Source organism: Azospirillum brasilense (assembly GCF_022023855.1).
Taxonomy (GTDB): Bacteria; Pseudomonadota; Alphaproteobacteria; order Azospirillales; family Azospirillaceae; genus Azospirillum; species Azospirillum brasilense_F.
Map to the genome: position 1 here is coordinate 416,368 of NZ_CP059453.1, position 21,867 is coordinate 438,234.

Below are 21,867 nucleotides of genomic sequence, written 5' to 3' on the forward strand. Positions count from 1 at the left end.
CAACGGAGTTTGCATTGAATCCGCCGACTCCTTCGGGCATGCTGTTCGGTATGGGGCGGTGAAATAGCCCTAAGGGATGGAAACGATTTCAAAAACAGTTTCAAGACGGATCGGTGACCGGATCATCATGAGCGACAGCGTCAAAGCCATCGGAATCAAGGACGTCGCCCGCGAGGCCGGTGTCTCGGTCGCCACGGTGTCGCGGGTGCTGAGCAACGGCCCGGTCAGCGACGCGCTGCGCGCGCGGGTGGAGGACGCGGTGCGGGCCACTGGCTACCGCCCGAACCTCTCGGCGCGGCGGCTGCGCTCGCAGCATTCCCAGACCATCGGGCTGATCGTCTCGGACATCCGCAACCCCTTCTTCACCGCGGTCAGCCGCGCGGTGGAGGACGCCGCCTTCCAGGCCGGCATGCGGGTGATCCTGTGCAACACCGACGAGAACCCGGAGCGGGAGGCCATGTACCTGCGGCTGATGCAGGAGGAGCGGGTGACCGGCCTGATCTTCGCGCCGACCCGCGCGACGCTGGCCCAGCTCGACCGGACCGACCTCGACTTCCCGGTGGTGCTGATCGACCGCAGCGCGCCCGCCGGGCGGTTCGACTCGGTGGTGCTGGACAACCCGCAGGCTGCCGCGCTGCTGGTCGATCACCTGCACGGCCAGGGCTACCGCCGCATCGCCGGCCTGTTCGGCAACACCAGCACCACGGCGGTGGAGCGCCACGCCGGCTATCAGGCGGCGCTGGCCGCCCACGGTCTGCACGCGGAAGCCCGCTTCGTCCCGCCGACCGCCGAGGCGGCGGAGGCGGAGATCGCCCGCTGGCTGGCGGAGGCGCGGCGTTCCGGCGCCATGCCGGACGCGGTGATGGTCAGCAACAGCCTGCTGCTGATGGGGGTGGTGAAGGCGACGCGGACGCTGGGGCTGACGATTCCCGGCGATTTGGCGGTGGCCGGTTTCGACAACGAGCCGTGGACGGAACTGGTCGGTCCCGGCCTGACGGTGATCGAACAGCCGGTCCACGAGATCGGGCGAGCGGCCATGACGCTGCTGTTCGAACGGCTCGACGATCCGGAGCGGGCGACGCGCAAGGTGGTGCTGTCGGGGACCTGCGTGGCGCGCGGGTCGACAGGTGGGGTGGGATGAGGGTGGGGAGTGGTTGCGGTGGTGCCCCCCTCCCGACCTCCCCCGCTTCGCAGGGGGAGGAGTTAAGCCCTCCCCTGCGTAGCGGGGGAGGGTTTGGGTGGGGGCGCACCGCAGCCACTTTCCAAAAACTACCCCCGCTTCCTCTTCCCCGGCGCCCGCGCCGGTTCCGGCACCGGGGCCAGCATGCCGGCGCTGACGAAGCTGCTGATCTCCGTGATGATCTCGTCCGGGTCGCCGGGGTTGCAGATGCCCGGCGCCAGCTCCTCCAGCCGGTGGGTGTCGGAGAAGGCGTAGAGATAGGCGCCGATCATCAGCGTCATGCGCCAGTAGACGTCCCGCTCCGACAGATGCGGCAACGCCTCCTTCAGCGCGGCGGCGAAGATGCGGGTCGAGGCGTCGTAGGCCTCGTTGCGCAGCTTGTAGGAAATCTCCGGCGGCTCGGTGTGCAGCCGGGCCTGGAGCCGCATGAAGGTGCGGCCGCCCTCCGTCTCGCGCATGGCGAGCGCCGGCATCAGGAAGGCGTAGACGATGTCGCGCACCGGCGGCGGCGTGGGCCCGCGGCGCAGCGCCTCCAGCCGCTCCATGCGCTCGTCGGCGATCTTCCGGCCGCGGCGCAGGAAGACCTCCTCGAACAGCCCGTGCTTGGACCCGAAATAGTAGCTGATGAGGGCCTGGGTCACCTCGGCCCGGTCGGCGACGTTGCGCAGGCTGGTGCCGGCGTAGCCGAGGTTGGCGAACTCCAGCTCCGCCGCGTCCAGGATCTGGTCGCGCACGTTGCTGGTGCCCTCCGGACGGCCCGGACCGGCGCGGCGGCTGCGCGGGGGGCGGCCCCGCGGGGCGCCGCTCTCCGGCGCGGCGTCGGCGACGGGCGCGCTGTCCTGGACTTTGCTCATCGGTCGGCTCATCTCACTCCCGGCGGCACGCTTCGGATGGAAAGTCTAACATGGTGCAACGCCCGATCCTCCTTTCAACCCCGGCCGCGTCTCACAAGGCGAGAACGCGCTCCGCCGGAACCACGTCGCCGTATTTCTGGCCGATGTCGAACAGGTTGGCCTCGTGCGGCGCCAGGGCGCGGTCGCCCACGCAATCGGCCATGACGACCGGGCGGAAGCCGTGGCACATGGCGTCCACCACGCTGGCCCGCACGCAGCCGCTCGTCGTCGCTCCGGCGATCAAAAGAGTCTCGACGCCGCGCTGTGTCAACCACGGCGCCAGCCCGGTCCCGAAAAAGGCCGAGGGAACCGTCTTGCGCACCACCAGCTCCCCCGGCACCGGGGTCAGCTCCGGCACGATGGCGCTGATGGCGGCGTGCTCGGTCAGGGTCTGCATGCCCGGCACCTTGATGGAGAAGACGTTCCCGTCCGACCCGTCGTCGGCGTAGACGATCCGGCTGTGGGCGACGAACCAGCCGCGCTGCCGGGCCTTCTCCAGCACCTGCGCCGTGCGGGCGATGGCTGGCGCGATGTTGCCGCCGCCGAACACCGCCGGGTCGGCGAAGCCGTTGACGAAATCGACGATGAGCAGCCCGATCTGGCCCTGGATGCCCAGCGACCGGCCGAAGCCCTGCCGCTCATAGACGGCCTGTTCCGAAACACTCATGCCAGTTCCTTTCCGGCCAGCAGCTTGCCCTCGCGGACGACCGCGCGCCCGTCCAGGCTGACGGTGCAGTTCCGCATGGGGATGTCGATGTGGCAGGCGGTGGTGCGCGACCCGCCCGCCTCGTTGTTCGGGCCGAGCGAGAAGAGGAAGTTCCCGGCGAAGGCCCGCGCGTCCATGCCCAGCGTCTGTTCGCGGTCGTAGAGGCCGAGCGTCGACCAGCGCGCCCGCTTCTGCGTGCCCCAGCCGATGTGGGAGATGGCGTAGGCCTCCGGGTCGGCGAAGGCGTCCATGTAGTCGTTCAGCAGATCGGCATCCAGCCCGCCGGTGATGGCGGTGACGTAGCCCTTCTCCACCGTCATCTCGATCTGCGAGGTCAGGTAGGACTTCATCGGCAAGAGGATGTCGCCCTTGTCGAGCACGATCCGCCCGCTCGCCTGCCCCTCGTTGGGAAAGGTGAAGCCGAAGCCGCTCGGCCAATGGTCCCATCGCCCCGGCTCGTCGACGAAGCCGTATTCCTGCACCGTGGGAAACTCGCCGATGGGCAGGCGCAGGTCGGTGCCGGCCCGCGAGGTGACGTGCATCTCCTTGGCCGCCTTCAGCAGCGCCGTGGCCTCGCCGACGGTCGCCTTGTCCTCCAGGCTGGGCAGCAGGCGGACGAGAACCTCCGGCGGCTCGACGGCGAGGAGAATTTTCGTGCCGCTCTCCAGGATCTCCATCTGCTCCGGCGAGAAGAGGAGGGTCATCAGGTCCAGCACCAGATCGCTTTCCTTCAGCGCGGCCATGGCGGCGCGGTTTCCGGTCAGCGGGGTGGTGCCGAGATAGGCGAGGCTGTCGCGGCTGTGGGCGTGCTCCGCGTTCACCGGCGGCAGGTCCAGCCGGTTGACCCGCGCCCCCAGGGTGGAGGCGGCGATCAGGGCGGTGCGCAGGGTCTGCGGGTGGGTGCCGTCGCTGGTCAGGACGGTGACCACCTCCTGCGGCTTCAGCTTCGACAGGGTCAGAACATGGGTCCAGGCGCGGACCATATCGGCGTCACTGACGGGCATGATGCGTGTCCCTTTCCGGATGGGCGGTCAGACGGCGGTGCCGAGGACGGTGCCGAAGGCGCGGTAGAAGCCCTCCGCGTCGTCCCAGGGGATCATGTGCCCGGCCCCCTCGACGCGGGTGACGGCCAGCTCGGGCTGGAGCCGGCGGATTTCCGCCTCCTCCTCGGGCCGGATCACGTCGCCGCGCCCGGCGGCGATCAGCAGGGCCGGGCAGGGGATGCGCGGGAAGTCGGCGTGGATGTCGTCGGTCTGGAAGTCGTTGAAGGCGGTGACGATGGCCCGCTCGTCGCAGGTGTGCAGCCATTCGGCGCGCAGGCGGAGTTGCTCGTCGGTCCAGGTCGGGCAGAAGGGCCGCATCGCCTCCAGGTCGGCGCCCTCGCGCATCAGGCGGATGGAGTCCACATACCAGGGCAACTGCGCCGGGTAGGGACGGCGGCCCGGCCCGGAGACCGGCGGATCGACCATGACCAGCCGCGCCGGGGTTGCGCCATGGCGGCTGACCGCGCGCAGGCCGATGCGGGCACCCATGGAATGGCCGACCAGTGCGTAGTCGCGCAGCCCCAGAGCCTCGGCGAAGGCCGTCACGTCGGCGGCCATGGCGTCCAGCCCATAGTCGAGCGCGTCCGACGCCTCCGACAGGCCGCGCCCGCGCACGTCGAGCACGTAGGTGTCGAAGTTGCGCCCGAAGCGCTCCGCCACGAAGCCCCAGGTGACGGCGGGGCTGGTGATGCCCGGCACGATCACCACGGAACGCCCCTGGCCGCCGTAACGCAGGTAATGCTGGCGGATGCCGTTGGCGCGGACGTTCGCGCCGTAGCGGTAGGTGCTGCTGGTCATGGCATCCCCCGTCAGTAGGCGCCGGAGAGCAGGGCGCCGGCCCCCGGAACGCGCGTCGGCAGGCCCAGCGCCTTCAGCTTGGCGTAGGTGGTGGCGACGGCGGCGCTCAGCACCGGCTTGCCGGTCATCGCCTCGACCTGCGCGATGGCGGGCAGCGACGGCATCTGGACGCAGGCCGACAGCACCACGGCGTCCACCCCGGTGGTGTCCATGCCCGCGACGATTCCCGGCAGGCGGGACGGGTCGTGACGCCCGACCTCCAGATTGTCGGGGATTTCCAGGGCCCGCCAATCGGCGACCTGCACGCCCTCATGTTCGATGTAATCGACGACGAGCTGCGCCAGCGGCTTCATGTAGGGGGCGACCAGGGCGATGCGCTTGGCACCCAGCACGTGCAGCGCGTCGACGAGCGCGCCGGCGCTGGTGATGACCGGGGCCGTTCCGCCGTTCTCAGCGGTGCGCCCGTGCAGCCGCTCCTGCGAGACGCGGTGGTATCCCTTGCCCATGCTCATGATGGCGACGAGGCAGGCGTAGCCCAGCACGTCGACGCGGGCGTCCGACAGCTCCAGCGCGCAGCGGTCGGACTCGGCGTCCATGGCGGCGAGTTCCTCCTTCTTCACCGTCTTCATGCGCATGCGGCTGGAATGGAAGGTGAAGCGGGTGCCGTGCGCCAGCGCGTGGGCGGTCAGCATCGCCGGGATTTCCGTCTCCATGGTCGTGTTGGAGCTGGGGACGATCTGGCCGATGCGATAGGTCTTGTTGGTCATGGTCGGTCCTTGGAGATGTCTTGCGGCGGGGCTGGCTTTCGTTGCTGCCTTTGCCCCCACCCCGGCCCTCCCCCGCTAACGCAGGGGAGGGAGACGATCGCGGAGCGGCAGCAGTCCCCTCCCCTGCGAGAGCGGGGGAGGGTTAGGGTGGGGGCAACGTCGCCCCACTCACGCCACGAGGCGCGGCTTGTCGGAGAGGTTGGGGCGGAAGGCGCGGGCGTCGTACTGGTAGACCCAGTTGGCCTGGATGCCAGTGGCCTGCGGGTTGAACAGGCCGCGCAGCCAGTACATGAAGTCACGCTTCGCCTGGGCCAGCGGGGAAGGCAGGTGGTAGGTCCGCCCGCGCTCCCGCGCCTCCAGCTGGACGCGGCTGGTGCGGGGAAGCCGCTCCGCCTCGTAGTCGCGCAGCGCCGAGGCTACGTCGCTGCCGTGCCCCTTCAGGGATTCGGCCAGCACATAGGCGTCCTCGATCGCCATGGCGGCGCCTTGCGAGAGGAAGGGCAGCATGGGGTGTGCCGCGTCGCCCATCAGCGTGATGCGGCCCTTCGACCAGCTTGTCATCGGGTCGCGGTCGAACAGGCCCCATTTGTAGACCTGATCCACCTTGCTGAAGAGCGTCTCCACATTGCGGTGCCAGCCGCGGAAGGCGCCGAGCATCTCCTCCTTGCTGCTGGGGGCGTTCCAGGACTCCTCGACCCACTCCTTGGTCTCGGCGACCGCCACGATGTTCACGGCCTTGCCGCCGCGCACGTAGTAGGTCACGACGTGGCTGTGCGGCCCGAACCAGAAGGAGGCGTCGGGGCTGACGTAGTCCACCACCCCGCCGGTCGGCACCACGGCGCGGTAGCACATGTGGCCGGTGAAGCGCGGCGCCTCCGGCCCGAACAAAGCGGAGCGCACGACGGAGCGCACGCCGTCGGCGCCGACGATCAGGTCGGCCTCGTACTCGCTGCCGTCGCTGAAGCTGGCGACCGCCGTGGTCTTGTCCTGGCGCACGCCGGTGCAGCCCACCCCGAAATTGGCGACGCTCTCCGGGACCAGAGAGGCCAGGATGGCGTGCAGGTCGGCGCGGTGGATGTGGATGAAGGGCGCGTCGTAGAGCACCGGGCAGGTCTCGATCAGCGGCGTGCGGAAGCTCTCCCGCCCGCTGCGCCAGTTGCGCCCGACCAGCGATTGCGGCAGGAAGCCGGCGGCCAGCATCTTGTCCAGAAGCCCCAGCGACTTGATGACCTTCACCGCGTTCGGCGTCATCTGGATGCCGGCGCCGATCTCGCCGAAGCCCGGCGCCCGCTCGAACAGGCGGACCTCGAAGCCGCGCTGGAGCAGGCTGCCGGCCAGCGCGACGCCGCCGATGCCGCCGCCGACGATGCCAATTCGCATGTTGGTTCGCACTCTTGCCTCCTGAAGGACGGCGACCGAGAATTGTTCGGTCGTTCGTTTAATTATTCGTGACACGGCCTTTCGCCGTGTGGCGGCCTCAGCCGCCCAGATAGGCGCGCAGCAGGTCGGGGTCGCCGCGCAGCTCCGCCGAGGGGCGGCTGGCGGTGATGCGGCCCGTCTTGACCACATAGGCCCGGCTGGCGACGCCCAGCGCGTTGTGGATGTTCTGCTCGACCAGCAGGACGGTCACGCCGTGGGCGTTGACGGAGCGCACCACGTCGAACACCTCGTCGGCCATCTTCGGGCTGAGGCCGAGGCTGGGCTCGTCCAGCATCAGCAGCCGCGGCTCCGACATCAGCGCGCGGGCGATGGCGAGCATCTGCTGCTCGCCGCCGCTGAGCGTGCCGGCCATCTGGCGCGACCGCTCGCGCAGGCGGGGGAAGCGGTGGAAGGTCATGCCGATGCGGCGCTGCACCTCCTCGCGCGAACGGCAGAGATAGGCGCCGAGCGCGATGTTCTCCTGCACCGTCATGTTCGGCCAGACGTGCCGTTCCTCCGGGCAGTGGGCGATGCCGGCGGCGACGATGCGGTCGGCGGGTAGGTTGGCGATCGGCTTGCCGTTCCAGACGATGGTCCCGGAGCGCGCCTTCAGCAGGCCGGAAATGGCCCGCAGGATGGTGCTCTTGCCGGCACCGTTGGCGCCGATCAGGGCCACCGTCTCGCCGGCCCGCACGTCCAGCGACACGCCGTGCAGCGCCGCGGTGGAGCCGTAGGCGACGTGCAAGCCCTCCACGGCGAGGACCGGCGCGTTGGCGGCTTCGGCGATGGCGGCGGGCGAGGGGGATTCGGAGAGCAGCGTCATGCGGCGGCCTTTCCGAGATAGGCTTCGGCGACCTGCCGGTTCTCCAGGATTTCGGCGGGCCGGCCCTCGGCCAGCTTGCGGCCGAAGTTGAGGACGACGATCCGGTCGGACACCGACATGACCAGATCCATGTTGTGCTCCACGATCAGCAGCGCGTCGATGCTGTGCCCGACCAGCGTCTTCAGCACCGCGCCGAAGGTCCCGGCCTCGTGGCTGTTCAGCCCGGCGGCGGGCTCGTCGAGCATCAGCAGGCTGGGCTTGGCGGCCAGCGCCACCGCGACCTCCAGCAGGCGCAGCTCGCCGCAGGACAGCAGATGCGCCGGGGCGTTCATGCGCTGGGCCAGACCCATGGTCTCGACGATGGCCGCGGCGCTCTCCCGCGCCTCCCGTTCGGCGCGGCGGACCGCCTCGCCGGGAAAGAAGGTGGCGAGAAGGGATTGGCGGCTCGCCATGTAATGGCCGGTCAGCACATTCTCGAAAACCGTCAGCCGCTTCATGACGTTGGTCTTCTGGAAGCTGCGCACGAGGCCGAGCCGGGCGATGGCGTGGGGCTTGCGGTTGGTGATGTCCTGCCCCTTGAAGCGGACCCGCCCGTTGCTCGGCGCGTAGAAGCCAGTCAGCATGTTGAAGCAGGTCGTCTTGCCGGCGCCGTTGGGGCCGATCAGGCCGACGATCTCGCCGGGCTCGATGTGGAAGCTGAAGTCCTTCACCGCCGTGATGCCGCCGAAGATCATGGTCAGGTCGTCGGCGCGCAGAAGCGGCTGCCGGTCGGTGGTCGGCTGGGTGGTCGCCGTCATACGGTGCGCTCCTTCGCGGCGTTTAGGGTCGGCTTGGCGGCCTGCTGCTCGCGGCGCAGGGCGATGAAGCCCATCAGGCCGTTGGGCAGGAAAAGGACGATGGCCATGACGATCAGCCCGAACAGGGTGAGGCGGAGTTCCTGCACCTCGCGCAGATATTCCTCCAGCACCGTCACGATCACCGCGCCGGCCAGCGGGCCGATCAGCGTGCCCTTGCCGCCCAGCAGAACCATGATGATCATCGTCGCCATGAAGGCGAAGCGGAACACCTCCGGCCCGACGAAGGAGATGTAGTGGGCGTAGAAGCCCCCGGCCAAACCGGCCAGGAAGGCGCCCAGCACGAAGGCCTGCATGGCCGTGCCGAAGGGGTCGACGCCGATGGACTGCGCGACGTAGCGGTTCTCGCGCACCGCCACCGCCGCCCGGCCGGCGTTGGAATAGACGAAGCGGTAGGAGAGGTAGAGCGCCACCGCGGCAATGCCCAGCACGATCAGGAAGAAGCCGGCCTTGTCGGTGACCGTGACGTCCCCGAAGAGGGTCTGCCCGACGCCCGCCAGACCCATCGGGCCGTTGGTCACCGCGATCCAGTTGTTGGCGACGATGCGCAGCACCTCGGCGAAGGACAGGGTGACGATCACGAAGTAAGGGCCTTGCAGGCGCAGCGTGATCGCCCCGATGGCGAAGCCGAAGACGGCGGAGACCAGCCCGGCCAGCGGGATCGTCACCCACATCGGCATCCCCGCCTGGGTGGACAGCAGCGCCGCCGTGTAAGCGCCGGTGCCGAGGAAGGCGGTGTGGCCCAGCGAGAATTCGCCGACATAGCCGACCACCAGATTGAGGCTGCTCGCCAGAACCGCGTAGAACAGCGCCATGATGGCGAGGTGCAGGATGTACTGGTCCGTCACCGCGAAGGGCAGAAGCGCCGCCCCCGCCAGAAAGGCCAGCAGGATGTTGCGTTCCAGGGTCATGTCAGGCCCTTTCCGTGCGGATCGAGAACAGGCCCTGGGGCCGGAACAGCAGGATCAGGATGACCAGGACGAAGCCGATCACGTCCACCATGCCCATGGAGACGTAGCCGCCCCACATCGCCTCGGCGACGCCCAGCAGCAGACCCCCGGCGATGGCGCCCGCGAAGCTGCCCATGCCGCCGAGGATCACCACGACGAAGCTCTTCAGGCTGATGAGCCCGCCGACCGACGCCTGGGCGGAGTAGATAGAGGCCAGCAGCATCCCCGACAGCGCGGCCAACGTGCAGCCCAGCGCGAAAGTGGCGGCGTAGACGTGGCCGGTGCGGATGCCGGCGAGGCTGGCGGCCATCGGGTCTTGGAAGGTGGCGCGCATCGCCGCCCCCAGCCGGGTCCGGCGGATCAGCAGATGGGCGCCGACGATCAGCGCGATGCCCACCGCCACGGCCAGCAGGCGCAGCTTGGTCACCGCGATCGGGCCGAAGAACAGCGGCCCTTCGGCCACCGCGCCGGCCACCTTCATGGGCGCCGGGCCGACCAGCAGGAGCGTGCCGTTGACCAGGAAGATCGACAGGCCGATGGTCAGCAGGATGCCCGGCTCCTCACCCTGGCCGCGCACCCGCTCGATCAGGAAACGGTCGACCAGCCAGCCGACGGCGGCCATGAAGGCGGCGACCACGATCAGGCCGCTGAAGAAGTCGAGGCCCAGGTAATTGGTGACGAACCAGCCGCTGACCCCGCCCAGCATGTAGAACTCGCCATGGGCGAAGTTGACCACGCGCATCAGGCCGAAGATCAGCGTCAGGCCGAGGGCGGAGAGCGCGTAGAACACGCCCATGACCAGCCCGTTGGCCAGGAACTGCGGAAAGAGATCCATGACGTTCTCGCAAAAGCAGGCCCGCACAAACGGTGCGTTGGATCGGTGCGCGCCGCGGGAACGGTGCCGTCACGGCAGCCCCGCGGCGCGCCCGCCGGTCAGTGCGGCGCGTCCACCGGGGTGGAGGCGATCACCTTCGGTTCGCCCTTCTCGATCCGCACCAGCACCGCGTCGAAGCCGTAGGCCTGGCCCTTGTCGGTGAACTTGTAGACGCCGTTCGGCGCCTCGTAGCTGGTCTTGGCGAGCGACGCCCGGATGGCCTCGGCGTCCGTGCCGCCGGCCCGCGCGATGGCCTGCCCGGCGATGTTCAGCGCGTTGTAGCCGGCGGCGCCGTACTTGCCGGGCTTGATGCCGTACTTCGCCTGGTATTTCTGGACGAAGGTCTGGTTGCGCGGTGTGTCCATGCTGGAGGCGTAGGGGACGGCGGCGTGGATGCCCTCCGCGGCCTCACCGGTCAGGTTGATGAAGTCGGCGGTGGCCCAGGAGCCGACGCCGAACACCTTGGTGTCCAGACCCATCTCGCGGATCTGCTTGACCAGGATGGAGCCGTCCTGCGTCTCCGCGGCGACGAACACGCCGTCCGGCTTGGCGGCGCGCAGCTTGGTCAGCAGCGTGAAGAAGTCGGTGGCGCCGTGGTCGAAATACTCGGTCAGCACCGTCTTGACGCCCAGCGCCGTCAGGTCGCGGGAGAATTCCTCCACCCCGCCGCGGCCCCAGTCGTCGTTGACGCCGATGTAGGCGACCTTGGTCAGCTTCAGGTCGTTGGCGAGGATCTTGGCGAAGGCCTCCGCCATCAGCGCGTCCGTCTCGGCGGCGCGGAAGAAGTAGGGGTTGCCCTGCTCCGTCAGGCTGGCCTTCGACGACACGCCGGTGATCAGCGGCAGCTTGTACTTCTGGGCCACCGGCATGATCGCCGCGGTGGCGGAGCTGCAGAAGGCGCCGACCAGCGTGACGACCTTGTCCTTCTGCACCAGCTTCTCGACGGCGTTGACCGAGTTGGCCGGCGTACACTGGCCGTCTTCGACGATCAGTTCGATCTTCTTGCCGAGGACGCCCCCCGCGGCGTTCATCTCCTCGACGGCGAGCCGGGCGCCTTCCACCACGGACTTGCCGTTGTAGGCGACCGATCCGGTCAGCGGCTGGACCAGCCCGATCCTGACCGTGTCCTGCGCCTGCGCCGGAACCGACGCGGCGACGCCGGTCAACAGCAGGCCGCCCAGTACCACGTTTCTCATCTCTCCCTCCGCGTTCGACGGTGATGTCGCGATGACGGCGAATGACGATTCCCTGTCGGCGCCCCGCCGCTCGCGGCGTGGGCGCGTCGGCCCGTTGCGGGAACGCATGCCGTCCGATGCGGCAACCGTTCCCGTGTTTTATTATACGGCCAATTAATTATGTAGGGATGCTAACGGTCGCGTCGCGGCGCTGTCAATCGCTTTTCCGACGAAGACGGTTGGGGATTTTTTGCGGCTGTGTTTTGGCGCCGTGTTCGGCGCGCTCCTCAGCGGAGCGCGTCCAGCGTGTCGGCGTTGGGGCAGAGCCGGGCGTGCTCCGGTTGCGTGCAGCCCTCGGCCAGCAGACGGCGGCAGGTGCGGGCGCTGCGGCAAAGCGCGCAGACGCGCTGCAGGTCGTTCATCAGGTCGGGGCGATCCTGCTCCACCGCGGCGCCGTCGACGCCGTGCAGCGCCATCGCGGCGGGCAGCAGCGCGCCGACATGGCCGGCGCGCAGCACGGCCGGGGCGGTCAGGTCGGTCAGGCCGGCGTCGGCCAGCACGCGGTCGCGGTCGTGCGGCGCCAGCGTCTGGAGCGCGTCCAGGGACCGCGCGCCGCGCCAGCCGCGCAGGAGTTTCGCGCACAGGCCCTCATGCGGCGCGGGGGCGGGGGTGGTCATGGGAGTCTCCGAAGCGAGTTATTAATCGTTCGATTAATATTCCTGGCTGGAGCCCTCCGCGCCTTGATGTGGATCAGCCGCGCCCGGTTTTCGTCACGGGGACGGCCGAGTCCCGACGCAGCGCACGGCGTAGCGCCGGAAGCCGAAGCCGGACTCGCCCTCGCAGCGCTCGACCACGAAGGCTGCGCGCCTCGTGACGACGCGGCTTCCCATGGCGAGCGGGGTGTCGTGCGCCAGCTCCAGCATCATGCGCTGCTGGCGCCGCGGGTGGGACAGCAGCAGGGCGCGGGCCTTGCCCAGCCGCCGCCCCTCGGCGTCGCGGCAGCGGGCCGGGACCTCGAACATCCAGAAAGCGAGCGCGGCTTCGGACATGGGCGGAGTCCTTGTCGGATGGTGGGGTGTTCGGGTGGCGACGCTGCCCCCACCCCGGCCCTCCCCCGCTAACGCAGGGGAGGGGGACTGTTCCCTCCCCTGCGTTAGCGGGGGAGGGTTAGGGTGGGGGCGAGTCCGCCGCGTTACGCCGCCACCGGAATCGGTTTCGGCAGCAGCGGGCTGTCGACCTCCTGCACCACGCCGTCGCGCAGCGAGAAGGCCGGGACGATCATCTCCGGCGCGGTCACCCGCTCGCCGCTGTTGTCGCTGAGCTGCCAGCGGCCGGCCTTGACCTCCAGCACCGCCACGTCGGCGGCCATGCCCGGAGTCAGCGCGCCGATCTCGTCGGCCATGCCCAGCATGGCGGCGGGGTTGCTGGTCACCGTCTTCAGCACATCGCTCAGCGCCATGCCGAGAGTCAGAAGCTCGGTCATCGCGTGGGTCAGGCTGAAGGGGGCAACGCCGTAGAAGGGATTGGCCTCGCGGTCGCCGCCGGCGCCCACCGTCGGGGCCTTCACGTTGTAGCCGTGCAGGTCGGCGCCCAGCGTGTAGGGCAGGATGCCCGCCGCCAGCGTCCGCCGCGCCATCTCGAAGCTGAAATGCGAGCCATGGCCGACATCGACGGTCAGCCCGCGCTCCAGCGCCTTGTAGATGACCGGATGCACCTCGCCGGTGCGGGTGGAGATGAAGCCGCCGGGGTGGCGGGTGAACGGATGGGCCAGGATGTCGCGCGAATCGAGCAGCGGGACCAGCTCCTCCACCAGCATGTCGGGATCGACGGCTTCGCCGCCCTCCACCTCCGGCCAGAGCTGGCCGAGATGGACGTAGAGCGGCACGCCGATGCCGTCCGCGATGCGCTTGGCCTGCTTGATGACGTCGAGGCCCCAGCGCGAGGCGCCGCCGACCTCGGCGTGGGCCTTGATGCCCTTCACGATGTCGCGGTTCTCGCGCCCGACGCGGATGGTGGCGTCCACATCGACGCAATCCGGACGGTAGAGCTGCGGGTAGTAATGGCCCTCCAGCCCGCCGACCAGATAGGCCGACAGGAAGCAAAGCGTGCGCGAGCGCGCCGGCTCGGCGATGAAGCGGCGAAAAGCCGGAAGGGTCATCAGGCTCGGCCCGCCCTGATCGACCAGCGTCGACACGCCGGAGCGGACGCCGACCATGTCCGGGTTCAGTCCGAAGCGCCCGGTGACCTTTTCGAAGACGTGTGCGTGGGTGTCGATCAGGCCCGGCGTCACGAGCTTTCCGGAGACATCGAGGATGGTGTCGGCGGCATCGTCGGGCAGCCGTTCCGCCACCGCCGCGATGCGGCCCTTCGCGACCGCCAGATCGCCGACCAGATCCACCCCGTTGGCCGGGTCGAGAATCCGTCCGCCGCGGAGTACGAGGTCGAACGTGTGCGTCTCTGACATAACCCACCTTCTTGCGCTGATTTTTATCTGGCCGTTTCTTCAGCAAGGGGCATGCCAGGGCGGGGCAGAGTCGCTGGGGCGCGCAAAACTTCAGCATACTGACGAATGATCGCCTGTTGGGCATTCGGTGGTCAAAATACGCACAATACGGCATACCACGGGATGCGTCCGCCGCCCTCCGATGCGCCATTTTCCGCAGTATGCTGATGATTCGTGGCGTGGCGGCGTGGCACGGCACCCTGCCGCTGATTTGTGCACGAACACCGAAGCCGCAGCGAAAAGCGGGGATTTTGAAGGGCTTCAGGAGCCGGTGGCCGCGCTCGCGGCTGGCCATCCACGGTTCATTCCGAGGCGCCGCCATATCATCAGCATACTGATGAATGCCCGCTCAGCAGGCAGACGTTGCGCACGAATGAAGCGAAAGGCCGAAGCGCTTGGATCTCACGATTTTTGTTTGTTTATCAACAGAATAGACCCCTCTTTCCAGGGGGCGTGTGGTCCCGCCGTCAATCCGCTTGCCCAACATTAGGGCGATTTCCGGCCCTGGCGCCGCGCCGCGCCTGCCCTCCAGACGAACCAAAATGCGCAGTGTTCTGCCGGTTGGCACGGCGTTCGCAAAGGGATGGGAAACCAACGGAAAAAGTCGGATATCCATAAAAATGAGAGGGTTTTTGCATATGCGGCGGGGCATCCCGTGACCGGGCTGGGGATCGCGGCGGTGCCGCAGCTTCCCATTCTCGGCGGCGGGCTTCTGCTGGCCGGCGGTTTCGCCGGGCTGGCGGCCGGCATGATGGGGGTGGGTGGCGGCATCGTGATCGTGCCGGTGCTCTATCACCTGTTCACCGCGCTGGGTGTGGACGAGGCCGTGCGCATGCACGTCGCGGTCGGCACCTCGCTCGCCACCATCATCGCCACCTCGCTGACGTCGCTGCGCGCCCACCGTCGCCGCGGCGCCGTGGACGGCGACCTGCTGCGCGCTTGGGGGCCGGCGATCTTCCTCGGTGTGCTGGGGGGAACGGCGGTGGCCGGCGTGGTGCGCGGCCCGGTGCTGACGGCGGTGTTCGCCGGGATGGCGGTCCTGGTCACGCTGCACATGCTGTTCGGCAAGGCCGAGTGGCGCATCGCCGACGGGCTGCCGAGCGGCGCGCCGCGCCAGGGGCTGGCCGGCGGCATCGGCATGATGTCCGCCATGATGGGCATCGGCGGCGGCACGCTCAGCGTCCCCATCCTGACCCTGTTCGGCTACCCGATCCACCGTGCGGTCGGCACGGCGGCGGCGCTCGGCTTCATCATCGGCGTGCCGGGAACGGTGGGCTTCGTGCTGACCGGCTGGAACGTGCCGGGCCGCCCGGATTTCAGCCTGGGCTACGTCAACCTGCTGGGGCTGGCGCTGATCCTGCCGGCCTCCATGGCGATGGCGCCGCTCGGCGCGCGGCTCGCCCACAGCCTCGACACCCGCGTCCTGCGCCGCGTCTTCGCCCTGTTCCTCGGGCTGACGGCGGCGCGGATGATCTACGGCCTTCTTCCGTGAGGTTCCCATGCTGAACACGCCGCGCAGCCGCCGGGGAATGGTCACATCCCCGCATCATCTCGCCAGCCAAGCCGGCCTCCAGATCCTGCGCGACGGCGGCACCGCCGTCGAGGCGGCGGTCGCGGTCGCCGCGGCGCTGGCCGTCGTCTACCCGCACATGACCGGCATCGGCGGCGACGGCTTCTGGCTGATCGCCGAGCCGGGGCGCGACCCCGTCGCCATCGACGCCTGCGGCGGGGCGGGCAAGGCCGTCTCGCTCGACCTCTACCGGCGCCACGGCCACGCGACGGTGCCCTGGCGTGGGCCGCTGGCTGCGAACACGGTCGCCGGCACCATCGACGGCTGGCGCGAGGCGCTGGCCGTCAGCGCCGGCTGGGCCGAGCCGCTGCCGCTCGCCCGCATCCTGGACGAAGCCATCGCCCACGCCGAGCAGGGCATCCCCGTCACCGCCAGCCAGGAAGGGCTGACCCGCCAGAAGCTGCACGAGCTGAAGGACGTCCCCGGCTTCAAGGACACCTTCCTGCCGGGCGGCGCCGTGCCGCTGGAAGGCTCGACATTGAAGCAGCCGGCGCTGGCCGCCACGCTGCGCCGGCTGGCGGCCGAAGGGCTGGACAGCTTCTACCGCGGGCCGCTCGCAGCATCCATCGCGGCGGATTTGCAGCGCGCCGGCTCGCCGGTGGATGCGGCGGATCTTGCGGGTCACGCGGCGCACCGCCGCCCGGCCCTGTCGGTCGGCGTGCGCGGGGCGCGGCTGTTCAACCACCCGCCGCCGACGCAGGGTCTGGCCTCGCTGATGATCCTCGCGCTGTTCGACCGGCTGGGGGTGACGGAGGGCGAGGGCTTCGACCACATCCACGGGCTGATCGAGGCGACCAAGCAGGCCTTCCTGGTCCGCGACCGCGAGGTCGGCGACCCGGCCTACATGGGGCGGGAGGCGCAGACCTTCCTCGACGACGCGGTGCTGGACGGGCTGGCGGCGAACATCGACCGCGCCCGCGCGCTGCCCTGGCCGCATGTGGCCAAGCCGGGCGACACGGTGTGGCTGGGGGTGATCGACGGGCAGGGCCGCGCCGTCAGCATGATCCAGAGCGTCTATTTCGAATTCGGCTCCGGCCTCGTCCTGCCGGACACCGGGATCACCTGGCAGAACCGCGGCGCCTCCTTCCGTCTGGCGGAGGACGGCTGGAACGCGCTGGCGCCGGGGCGCAAGCCCTTCCACACGCTGAACCCGGCGATGGCCCGCTTCGACGACGGGCGCAGCATGGTCTACGGCACCATGGGCGGGGAGGGGCAGCCGCAGACGCAGGCCGCCGTCTTCTCCCGCTACGCGATGTTCAGGCAGGGCCTGCAGGCCGCCGTCACGGCGCCGCGCTGGCTGCTTGGCCGCACCTGGGGCGAGGACAGCGTGACGCTGAAGCTGGAAAGCCGCTTCGACCCCGCCCTGGTCGCCGCCCTGCGCGACGCCGGGCACGAAGTCGAACTGCTCGATCCGTACACGAGCACCATGGGGCATGCGGGCGCCATCGTCCGCCATGCCGACGGAACGCTGGAGGGGGCGACCGATCCCCGCAGCGACGGCGCGGTCGCCGCTTGGTGACCACCGCCAACTGACGGTTCAAATCAAAAAGAGGGGGCTAGACGACATGCGGACGATGAAGACCACGGCGTTGCTGCTGAGCGCCGCGCTGCTGGCGCCGGGCGTGGCCTTTGCGCAGGAGACGATCAAGATCGGCGTGACCCAGCCGCTGACTGGCGCGGTCGCCGCGTCGGGCAACTACGTCGCCAACGGCGCGCGGGTGGCGGAGGAGGTCGTGAACGCCAACGGCGGCGTTCTCGGCAAGAAGATCCAGCTGATCATCGAGGACAACAAGAGCAACCCGAAGGAGGCCGTCGCCTCCGCCGAGAAGCTGATCGTGCGCGACAAGGTCCCGGTGCTGATGGGCGCCTGGAGCTCCACCTTCACCCTGGCGGTGATGCCGAAGCTGGTGGAGTACGGCGTGCCGATGGTGGTCGAGACCTCCTCCTCGACCAAGATCACCACCTCGGGCAACCCGTGGGTCTTCCGCATCGCCCCGACCTCCGCCATGGAGGCCAAGTCCTTCGCGGAGAAGCTGGACCATTTCCAGCCGGCCATCCAGAAGGCCGATTTCCTGGCGGTGAACAACGACTTCGGCCGCGGCTCGGCGGAGGAGTTCCGCAAGATGCTCCAGGCCAAGGGCGTCGAGATCGGCGTCACCGAGACGATGGCGCCGGAGGCCACCGACCTGTCGGCCCAGCTCTCCAGCATCAAGCAGTCGGGCGGCGACACGCTGTTCGTCACCACCGGCGTCGAGCAGATCACCCTGATCCTGAAGCAGGCGGCGGAGCTGCGCCTGCCGCACCGGGTCATCACCAACGGCGGCTCCTCCTCCCCCGACCAGCTCATCGCGCAGGCGGGTGCGGCGGCGGACGGCGGCTACTTCACGCTGTTCTTCGCCCCCTGGTTCCCGGAGAAGGCGGTGCACCCGACGGTCGCCAAGATCTTCGTCGATGGCTGGAACAAGAAGGGCTACGACTTCGCCGGCCTGACCGAGGGCTACCGCGGCTTTGACGGCATCATGACCATCGTGGAAGCCATCAAGAAAGCCGGCAAGGCCGAGCCGCAGGCCATCCGCGACGCGCTGTGGACCGTCAAGCTGGACGGCGTGAACGGCGACATCGCCTTCAAGAAGGACGGCCCGGAAGGCAAGGAGAGCGGCCAGAACGAGGCCAACGTCTACGTCGTCCAGGTGAAGGACGGCAAGGTGACGATGCCGTAAGCACCCCCGCCAAGAACGCCCTCTCCCCTCTGGGGAGAGGGAGGGGACCCGCGCCGCAGGCGCGGGGAGGGTGAGGGGGATGCCCGTGGCGGCGCGTCCGGCACAAGCGCAACCCCCTCACCTTGACCCTCTCCCCAGAGGGGAGAGGGGAAACCGAGGGATGGAGACACGCGGTGGAAGCGCATCTGCAGCACCTTCTGAACGCCGTGGTCCTGGGGGGGACCTACGCGCTGCTGGGAATCGGCCTGACGCTGATCTTCGGCATCATGCGCGTGGTCAACTTCACCCATGGCGAGCTTTACACCTTCGGCGCCTACATGGCCTACATGCTGGCCGGAATGATGGGGCTGAACTTCTTCATGTCCCTGGCGATGGCCGCCGTGCTGGGCATGGCGTTGGGCGCGCTGATCGAATTCACTCTGCTGCGCCCGCTCAAGGGCGCCGACATCGACACCACCATGCTGGTGATGATCGGCGCCGGCATCGCCATGCAGGCCGGGGAACAACTCGTCTGGGGCGGTGTCGCGAAGTCGGTGCCCAGCCCCTTCCCGACCGAGCCGGTGGTGCTGGGGTCGGTGTCGGTGGGCATGAACCGGCTGTTCGTCCTGGGCGTGGCGCTGCTGCTGCTGGGCGGCTTCTACCTGCTCATCAACCGGACCAAGCTGGGCGTCGCCATGCGCGCCACCTTCCAGGACCCGGACACGGCGGCGCTGATGGGCGTCAACCGCGGGCTGATGTACACGCTGACCTTCGCGCTCGGCTCCGGCCTCGCCGCGACGGCGGGGGCGCTGCTCGGCCCGATCTTCGTGGTCACGCCGACCATGGGCGATCTGGTGGCGCTGAAGGCCTTCGCCATCGTCATCCTGGGCGGGCTGGGCAACATCCCCGGCGCCACCATCGGCGGCTTCGTCCTGGCGCTCGCCGAGGAGTTCGGCGCCGGCTACCTGTCGTCGGGTTACCGCGACGCCATGGGCTTCCTGCTGATCATCGCCGTGCTGATCGTGCGGCCCCAGGGTCTCTTCGCCATGAAGGAGCGGATCGGATGACGACGCGCCTCCTCCCCTGGCTGTTCGTCCTGTTCATGGCGGTCGGGCCGCTGTGGCTGGGCGACCAGTACATCCTCTACGTCCTGACCTCGACCGGCATCTTCATCATCGGGGCGATGAGCCTGAACCTGCTGCTCGGCTACACCGGGCAGCTCAGCCTCGGCCACATCGCCTTCTTCGGCATCGGCGCCTACACCAGCGCGCTGCTCTCGCTGGGCTTCGACCTCGACCTCGGCGGGACGGAACCCTTCGTGCTGGGGCCGCAGCCGGTGTGGGTGGCCTTCCTCGGCGGCATCCTGATGGCGGCGCTGTTCGGCTTCCTGATCGGCAAGCTCGCCTTCCGGGTGCGCGGGGCCTACTTCGTCATCGTCACCATCAGCTTCGCCCAGGTCATGCGCATGGTCGCGCTGAACTGGGTGGACCTGACCGAGGGGCCGATGGCGCTGAACAACATCCCGCCGCTGTCGGTCTGGCTGCCGTGGGACGGGGTGATCCCGCTCTACAAGAAGGAATACAACTACCTTCTGGTGCTGGCGGTCGCGGTGGTCTGCTTCCTGGTGATCCAGCGGCTGGTGCAGTCGCGGGTGGGCCGGGCGCTGGTGGCGCTGCGCGAGAACGAGTCGCTGGCGCGCTCGGTCGGGATCGACGTGACGCGCTACCTGGTCGTCGCCACGGTGATCGCGGCGGGCATGGCCGGGGCCGCGGGCGGGCTCTACACCCACTACATCCGCATCGTCGATCCGGACGTCTTCATGTTCATCTACACGGTGACGATGGTCATCATGGTGGTGACGGGCGGCAAGGGCACGCTGGCCGGCCCGATCGTCGGCGGCCTCGCCTTCGGCATCCTGCCCGAGGTGCTGCGCGAGGTGGCGCGGCCCGAGGTGCAGTGGATCATCTACGGCGTCGCCATGATCGTGGTCGTCTTCTTCCTGCCGCAGGGCATCGTCCCGGCGGTGAAGAACTGGTTCGCCGGGCGCCGCAAGCGCGTCGCCGCCACGGCGCTGGGCCTGCGCAAGGAGACCTCGGCATGAGCCTCGCCCTCGACGAATCCACCGCCCCGATCCTTGAGGTGCGCGAGGTCGCGGTTCACTTCAGCGGCCTGATCGCCATCGCCTCGATGAGCTTCGCCGTGCCGGAGGGGGAGATCGTCAGCCTGATCGGCCCCAACGGGGCGGGCAAGACGACGGCCTTCAACGTCATCACCGGCTTTCTGAAGCCGACCGGCGGCAAGGTGCTGTTCCGCGGCACCGACCTGACGCGCCTGTCCTCCAACCGCATCGCCGGGCTGGGCGTCGTGCGCACCTTCCAGCGCACCAGCATCTTCGCCGGCTGCACCGTCTTCGACAACGTGCTGACCGGGATGCACCGGCAGGGGAAGGCGGAGACCTGGGGCGCGCTGCTGCGGCTCGCCTCGGTGCGGGCGGAGACCGAGCGGATGCGGGCGGCGGTTGCCGAGATCCTGGCCTTCGTCGGGCTGTCGCACCGCGCCGACGAGCTGGCCGGCAACCTCGCCTACGGCGAGCAGCGGCTGCTCGGCATCGCCATCGCGCTGGCCGCCGATCCGAAGCTGCTGCTGCTGGACGAGCCCGCCGCCGGGCTGAACCCGTCGGAGACGGAAGCCTTCATGGGCGTCGTCCAGCGCATCCGCGACCGCGGCGTGACCATCCTGCTGGTCGAGCACGACATGCGCATGGTCATGACGATCTCCGACCGCGTGGTCGTGCTGAACCACGGGCGCATCATCGCCGAAGGCCCGCCGGAGGTCATCCGCGCCAACCCGGACGTGATCCAGGCCTATCTGGGCCAGGGGGTGAAGCATGCTAAAGGTTGAGGGGATCACCGTCTGCTACGGCCAGATCCCGGCGCTCCGCAACGTCTCGCTGACGGTGGAGGAGGGGGAGCTGGTCACCCTGATCGGCGCCAACGGCGCTGGCAAGACCACCACGCTGCGCGCCATCAGCGGCCTGCTGCCGCTGGCCTCGGGCCGGATCACCTTCGAAGGGCGGGAGATCGGCAACGCCGCGCCCCGCACGGTGCTGGCGCTGGGCGTGGCGCACTGTCCGGAGGGGCGACGCGTCTTCCCCCACCTGACGGTGCGCGAGAATCTGGAGATGGGCGCCTATCTGCGCCGCGACCATCAGGCGGTGGCCCAGGACATGGAGCGGCTGTTCCACCGCTTCCCCCGCCTGAAGGAGCGGCTGAACCAGCCCGCCGGCACCATGTCGGGCGGCGAGCAGCAGATGCTGGCCATCGCGCGGGCGCTGATGTCGCGGCCGAAGATCGTGCTGTTCGACGAGCCGTCGCTGGGCCTCGCCCCTAACCTCGTGGAACGCACCTTCGAGATCGTGTCGGACATCCGCCGGGAAGGGACCACCGTGCTGATGGTCGAGCAGAACGCCTACGCCGCGCTCGACATGTGCGACCGCGCCTACCTGCTGGAAAGCGGGCAGGTAATGGAGCAGGGAACCGGGCAGGCCATGCTCGCCAACGACCACATCCAGCGCGCCTATCTGGGCGGCTGAGAAGAAGAACGAGAGGGTCAG

The 21,867-nt window shown here is 69.2% G+C and carries 22 protein-coding genes; 8 read left to right on the top strand and 14 right to left on the bottom strand.

Translation table 11 applies throughout. The features are described from left to right. The first annotated feature begins 127 nt into the window (after positions 1-127). Positions 128-1,141, top strand: coding sequence for a LacI family DNA-binding transcriptional regulator (locus H1Q64_RS31645; RefSeq protein WP_237907797.1), 1,014 nt, complete (start codon positions 128-130; stop codon positions 1,139-1,141). Between the two features lie 128 nt (positions 1,142-1,269). Here H1Q64_RS31645 and H1Q64_RS31650 read toward each other — a convergent pair whose 3' ends face one another. The 14 genes from H1Q64_RS31650 to H1Q64_RS31715 form a co-directional block, all read right to left on the bottom strand. Continuing rightward, positions 1,270-2,034 (bottom strand): TetR/AcrR family transcriptional regulator, encoded by a 765-nt coding sequence (locus H1Q64_RS31650; RefSeq protein WP_237907798.1) that lies wholly within the window; start codon positions 2,032-2,034, stop codon positions 1,270-1,272. 91 nt (positions 2,035-2,125) lie between these two features. Continuing rightward, positions 2,126-2,740: an isochorismatase family protein gene (locus H1Q64_RS31655; RefSeq protein ID WP_237907799.1), complete on the bottom strand. Its 615-nt coding sequence runs from the start codon at positions 2,738-2,740 to the stop codon at positions 2,126-2,128. Next, a complete protein-coding gene (locus tag H1Q64_RS31660; RefSeq protein WP_237907800.1) occupies positions 2,737-3,783 on the bottom strand; it encodes a 2,5-dihydroxypyridine 5,6-dioxygenase in 1,047 nt (348 codons plus the stop codon). Before H1Q64_RS31660 ends, H1Q64_RS31655 begins: the two co-directional genes overlap by 4 nt. A 27-nt stretch (positions 3,784-3,810) precedes the next feature. Further along, positions 3,811-4,620 carry an alpha/beta fold hydrolase gene (locus H1Q64_RS31665; protein ID WP_237907801.1) on the bottom strand — a complete coding sequence of 270 codons (810 nt, stop codon included), beginning with the start codon at positions 4,618-4,620 and terminating at the stop codon, positions 3,811-3,813. Positions 4,621-4,631: 11 nt separating this feature from the next. Further along, positions 4,632-5,387 carry an Asp/Glu racemase gene (locus H1Q64_RS31670; protein ID WP_330874648.1) on the bottom strand — a complete coding sequence of 252 codons (756 nt, stop codon included), beginning with the start codon at positions 5,385-5,387 and terminating at the stop codon, positions 4,632-4,634. Between the two features lie 168 nt (positions 5,388-5,555). Then, complete coding sequence (locus tag H1Q64_RS31675; RefSeq protein WP_237907802.1) at positions 5,556-6,779, bottom strand: FAD-dependent monooxygenase; 1,224 nt, start codon at positions 6,777-6,779, stop codon at positions 5,556-5,558. A gap of 85 nt (positions 6,780-6,864) precedes the next feature. Further along, the gene (locus tag H1Q64_RS31680) at positions 6,865-7,629 is read right to left on the bottom strand and encodes an ABC transporter ATP-binding protein (protein WP_237907803.1); all 765 of its coding nucleotides are present in this window, start codon (positions 7,627-7,629) and stop codon (positions 6,865-6,867) included. Next, the gene (locus H1Q64_RS31685; protein ID WP_237907804.1) at positions 7,626-8,426 is read right to left on the bottom strand and encodes an ABC transporter ATP-binding protein; all 801 of its coding nucleotides are present in this window, start codon (positions 8,424-8,426) and stop codon (positions 7,626-7,628) included. The genes H1Q64_RS31680 and H1Q64_RS31685 overlap by 4 nt, the downstream gene beginning before the upstream one ends. After that, the gene (locus tag H1Q64_RS31690; protein ID WP_200776185.1) at positions 8,423-9,394 is read right to left on the bottom strand and encodes a branched-chain amino acid ABC transporter permease; all 972 of its coding nucleotides are present in this window, start codon (positions 9,392-9,394) and stop codon (positions 8,423-8,425) included. The genes H1Q64_RS31685 and H1Q64_RS31690 overlap by 4 nt, the downstream gene beginning before the upstream one ends. A 1-nt stretch (position 9,395) precedes the next feature. Beyond that, the gene (locus H1Q64_RS31695) at positions 9,396-10,268 is read right to left on the bottom strand and encodes a branched-chain amino acid ABC transporter permease (protein WP_014200179.1); all 873 of its coding nucleotides are present in this window, start codon (positions 10,266-10,268) and stop codon (positions 9,396-9,398) included. Between the two features lie 98 nt (positions 10,269-10,366). After that, positions 10,367-11,503: an ABC transporter substrate-binding protein gene (locus H1Q64_RS31700; protein ID WP_035682982.1), complete on the bottom strand. Its 1,137-nt coding sequence runs from the start codon at positions 11,501-11,503 to the stop codon at positions 10,367-10,369. A gap of 266 nt (positions 11,504-11,769) precedes the next feature. Next, positions 11,770-12,159 carry a hypothetical protein gene (locus H1Q64_RS31705; protein WP_237907805.1) on the bottom strand — a complete coding sequence of 130 codons (390 nt, stop codon included), beginning with the start codon at positions 12,157-12,159 and terminating at the stop codon, positions 11,770-11,772. 93 nt (positions 12,160-12,252) lie between these two features. Then, a complete protein-coding gene (locus H1Q64_RS31710; protein WP_237907806.1) occupies positions 12,253-12,531 on the bottom strand; it encodes a hypothetical protein in 279 nt (92 codons plus the stop codon). Between the two features lie 143 nt (positions 12,532-12,674). Further along, positions 12,675-13,946: an amidohydrolase/deacetylase family metallohydrolase gene (locus H1Q64_RS31715; RefSeq protein WP_237907807.1), complete on the bottom strand. Its 1,272-nt coding sequence runs from the start codon at positions 13,944-13,946 to the stop codon at positions 12,675-12,677. A gap of 694 nt (positions 13,947-14,640) precedes the next feature. Between H1Q64_RS31715 and H1Q64_RS31720 the strand changes: the two genes are divergently transcribed. The 7 genes from H1Q64_RS31720 (at position 14,641) to H1Q64_RS31750 (ending at position 21,846) form a co-directional block, all read left to right on the top strand. Further along, positions 14,641-15,477: a sulfite exporter TauE/SafE family protein gene (locus H1Q64_RS31720; RefSeq protein ID WP_237907808.1), complete on the top strand. Its 837-nt coding sequence runs from the start codon at positions 14,641-14,643 to the stop codon at positions 15,475-15,477. A 7-nt stretch (positions 15,478-15,484) separates the two neighbouring features. Beyond that, a complete protein-coding gene (locus tag H1Q64_RS31725) occupies positions 15,485-17,074 on the top strand; it encodes a gamma-glutamyltransferase family protein (RefSeq protein ID WP_237907809.1) in 1,590 nt (529 codons plus the stop codon). A 46-nt stretch (positions 17,075-17,120) separates the two neighbouring features. Then, positions 17,121-18,275 (top strand): ABC transporter substrate-binding protein, encoded by a 1,155-nt coding sequence (locus H1Q64_RS31730; RefSeq protein WP_237907810.1) that lies wholly within the window; start codon positions 17,121-17,123, stop codon positions 18,273-18,275. A 173-nt stretch (positions 18,276-18,448) separates the two neighbouring features. Continuing rightward, entirely contained in the window at positions 18,449-19,321 is an 873-nt protein-coding gene (locus H1Q64_RS31735) for a branched-chain amino acid ABC transporter permease (RefSeq protein WP_014199598.1), read from the top strand. Continuing rightward, positions 19,318-20,355: a branched-chain amino acid ABC transporter permease gene (locus H1Q64_RS31740; protein WP_237907811.1), complete on the top strand. Its 1,038-nt coding sequence runs from the start codon at positions 19,318-19,320 to the stop codon at positions 20,353-20,355. Before H1Q64_RS31735 ends, H1Q64_RS31740 begins: the two co-directional genes overlap by 4 nt. Then, positions 20,352-21,155 carry an ABC transporter ATP-binding protein gene (locus H1Q64_RS31745; protein ID WP_237907812.1) on the top strand — a complete coding sequence of 268 codons (804 nt, stop codon included), beginning with the start codon at positions 20,352-20,354 and terminating at the stop codon, positions 21,153-21,155. Before H1Q64_RS31740 ends, H1Q64_RS31745 begins: the two co-directional genes overlap by 4 nt. Then, positions 21,142-21,846, top strand: a complete 705-nt coding sequence (locus H1Q64_RS31750; RefSeq protein ID WP_014199601.1) for an ABC transporter ATP-binding protein — start codon at positions 21,142-21,144, stop codon at positions 21,844-21,846. Before H1Q64_RS31745 ends, H1Q64_RS31750 begins: the two co-directional genes overlap by 14 nt. The last annotated feature ends 21 nt before the right edge of the window (positions 21,847-21,867 follow it).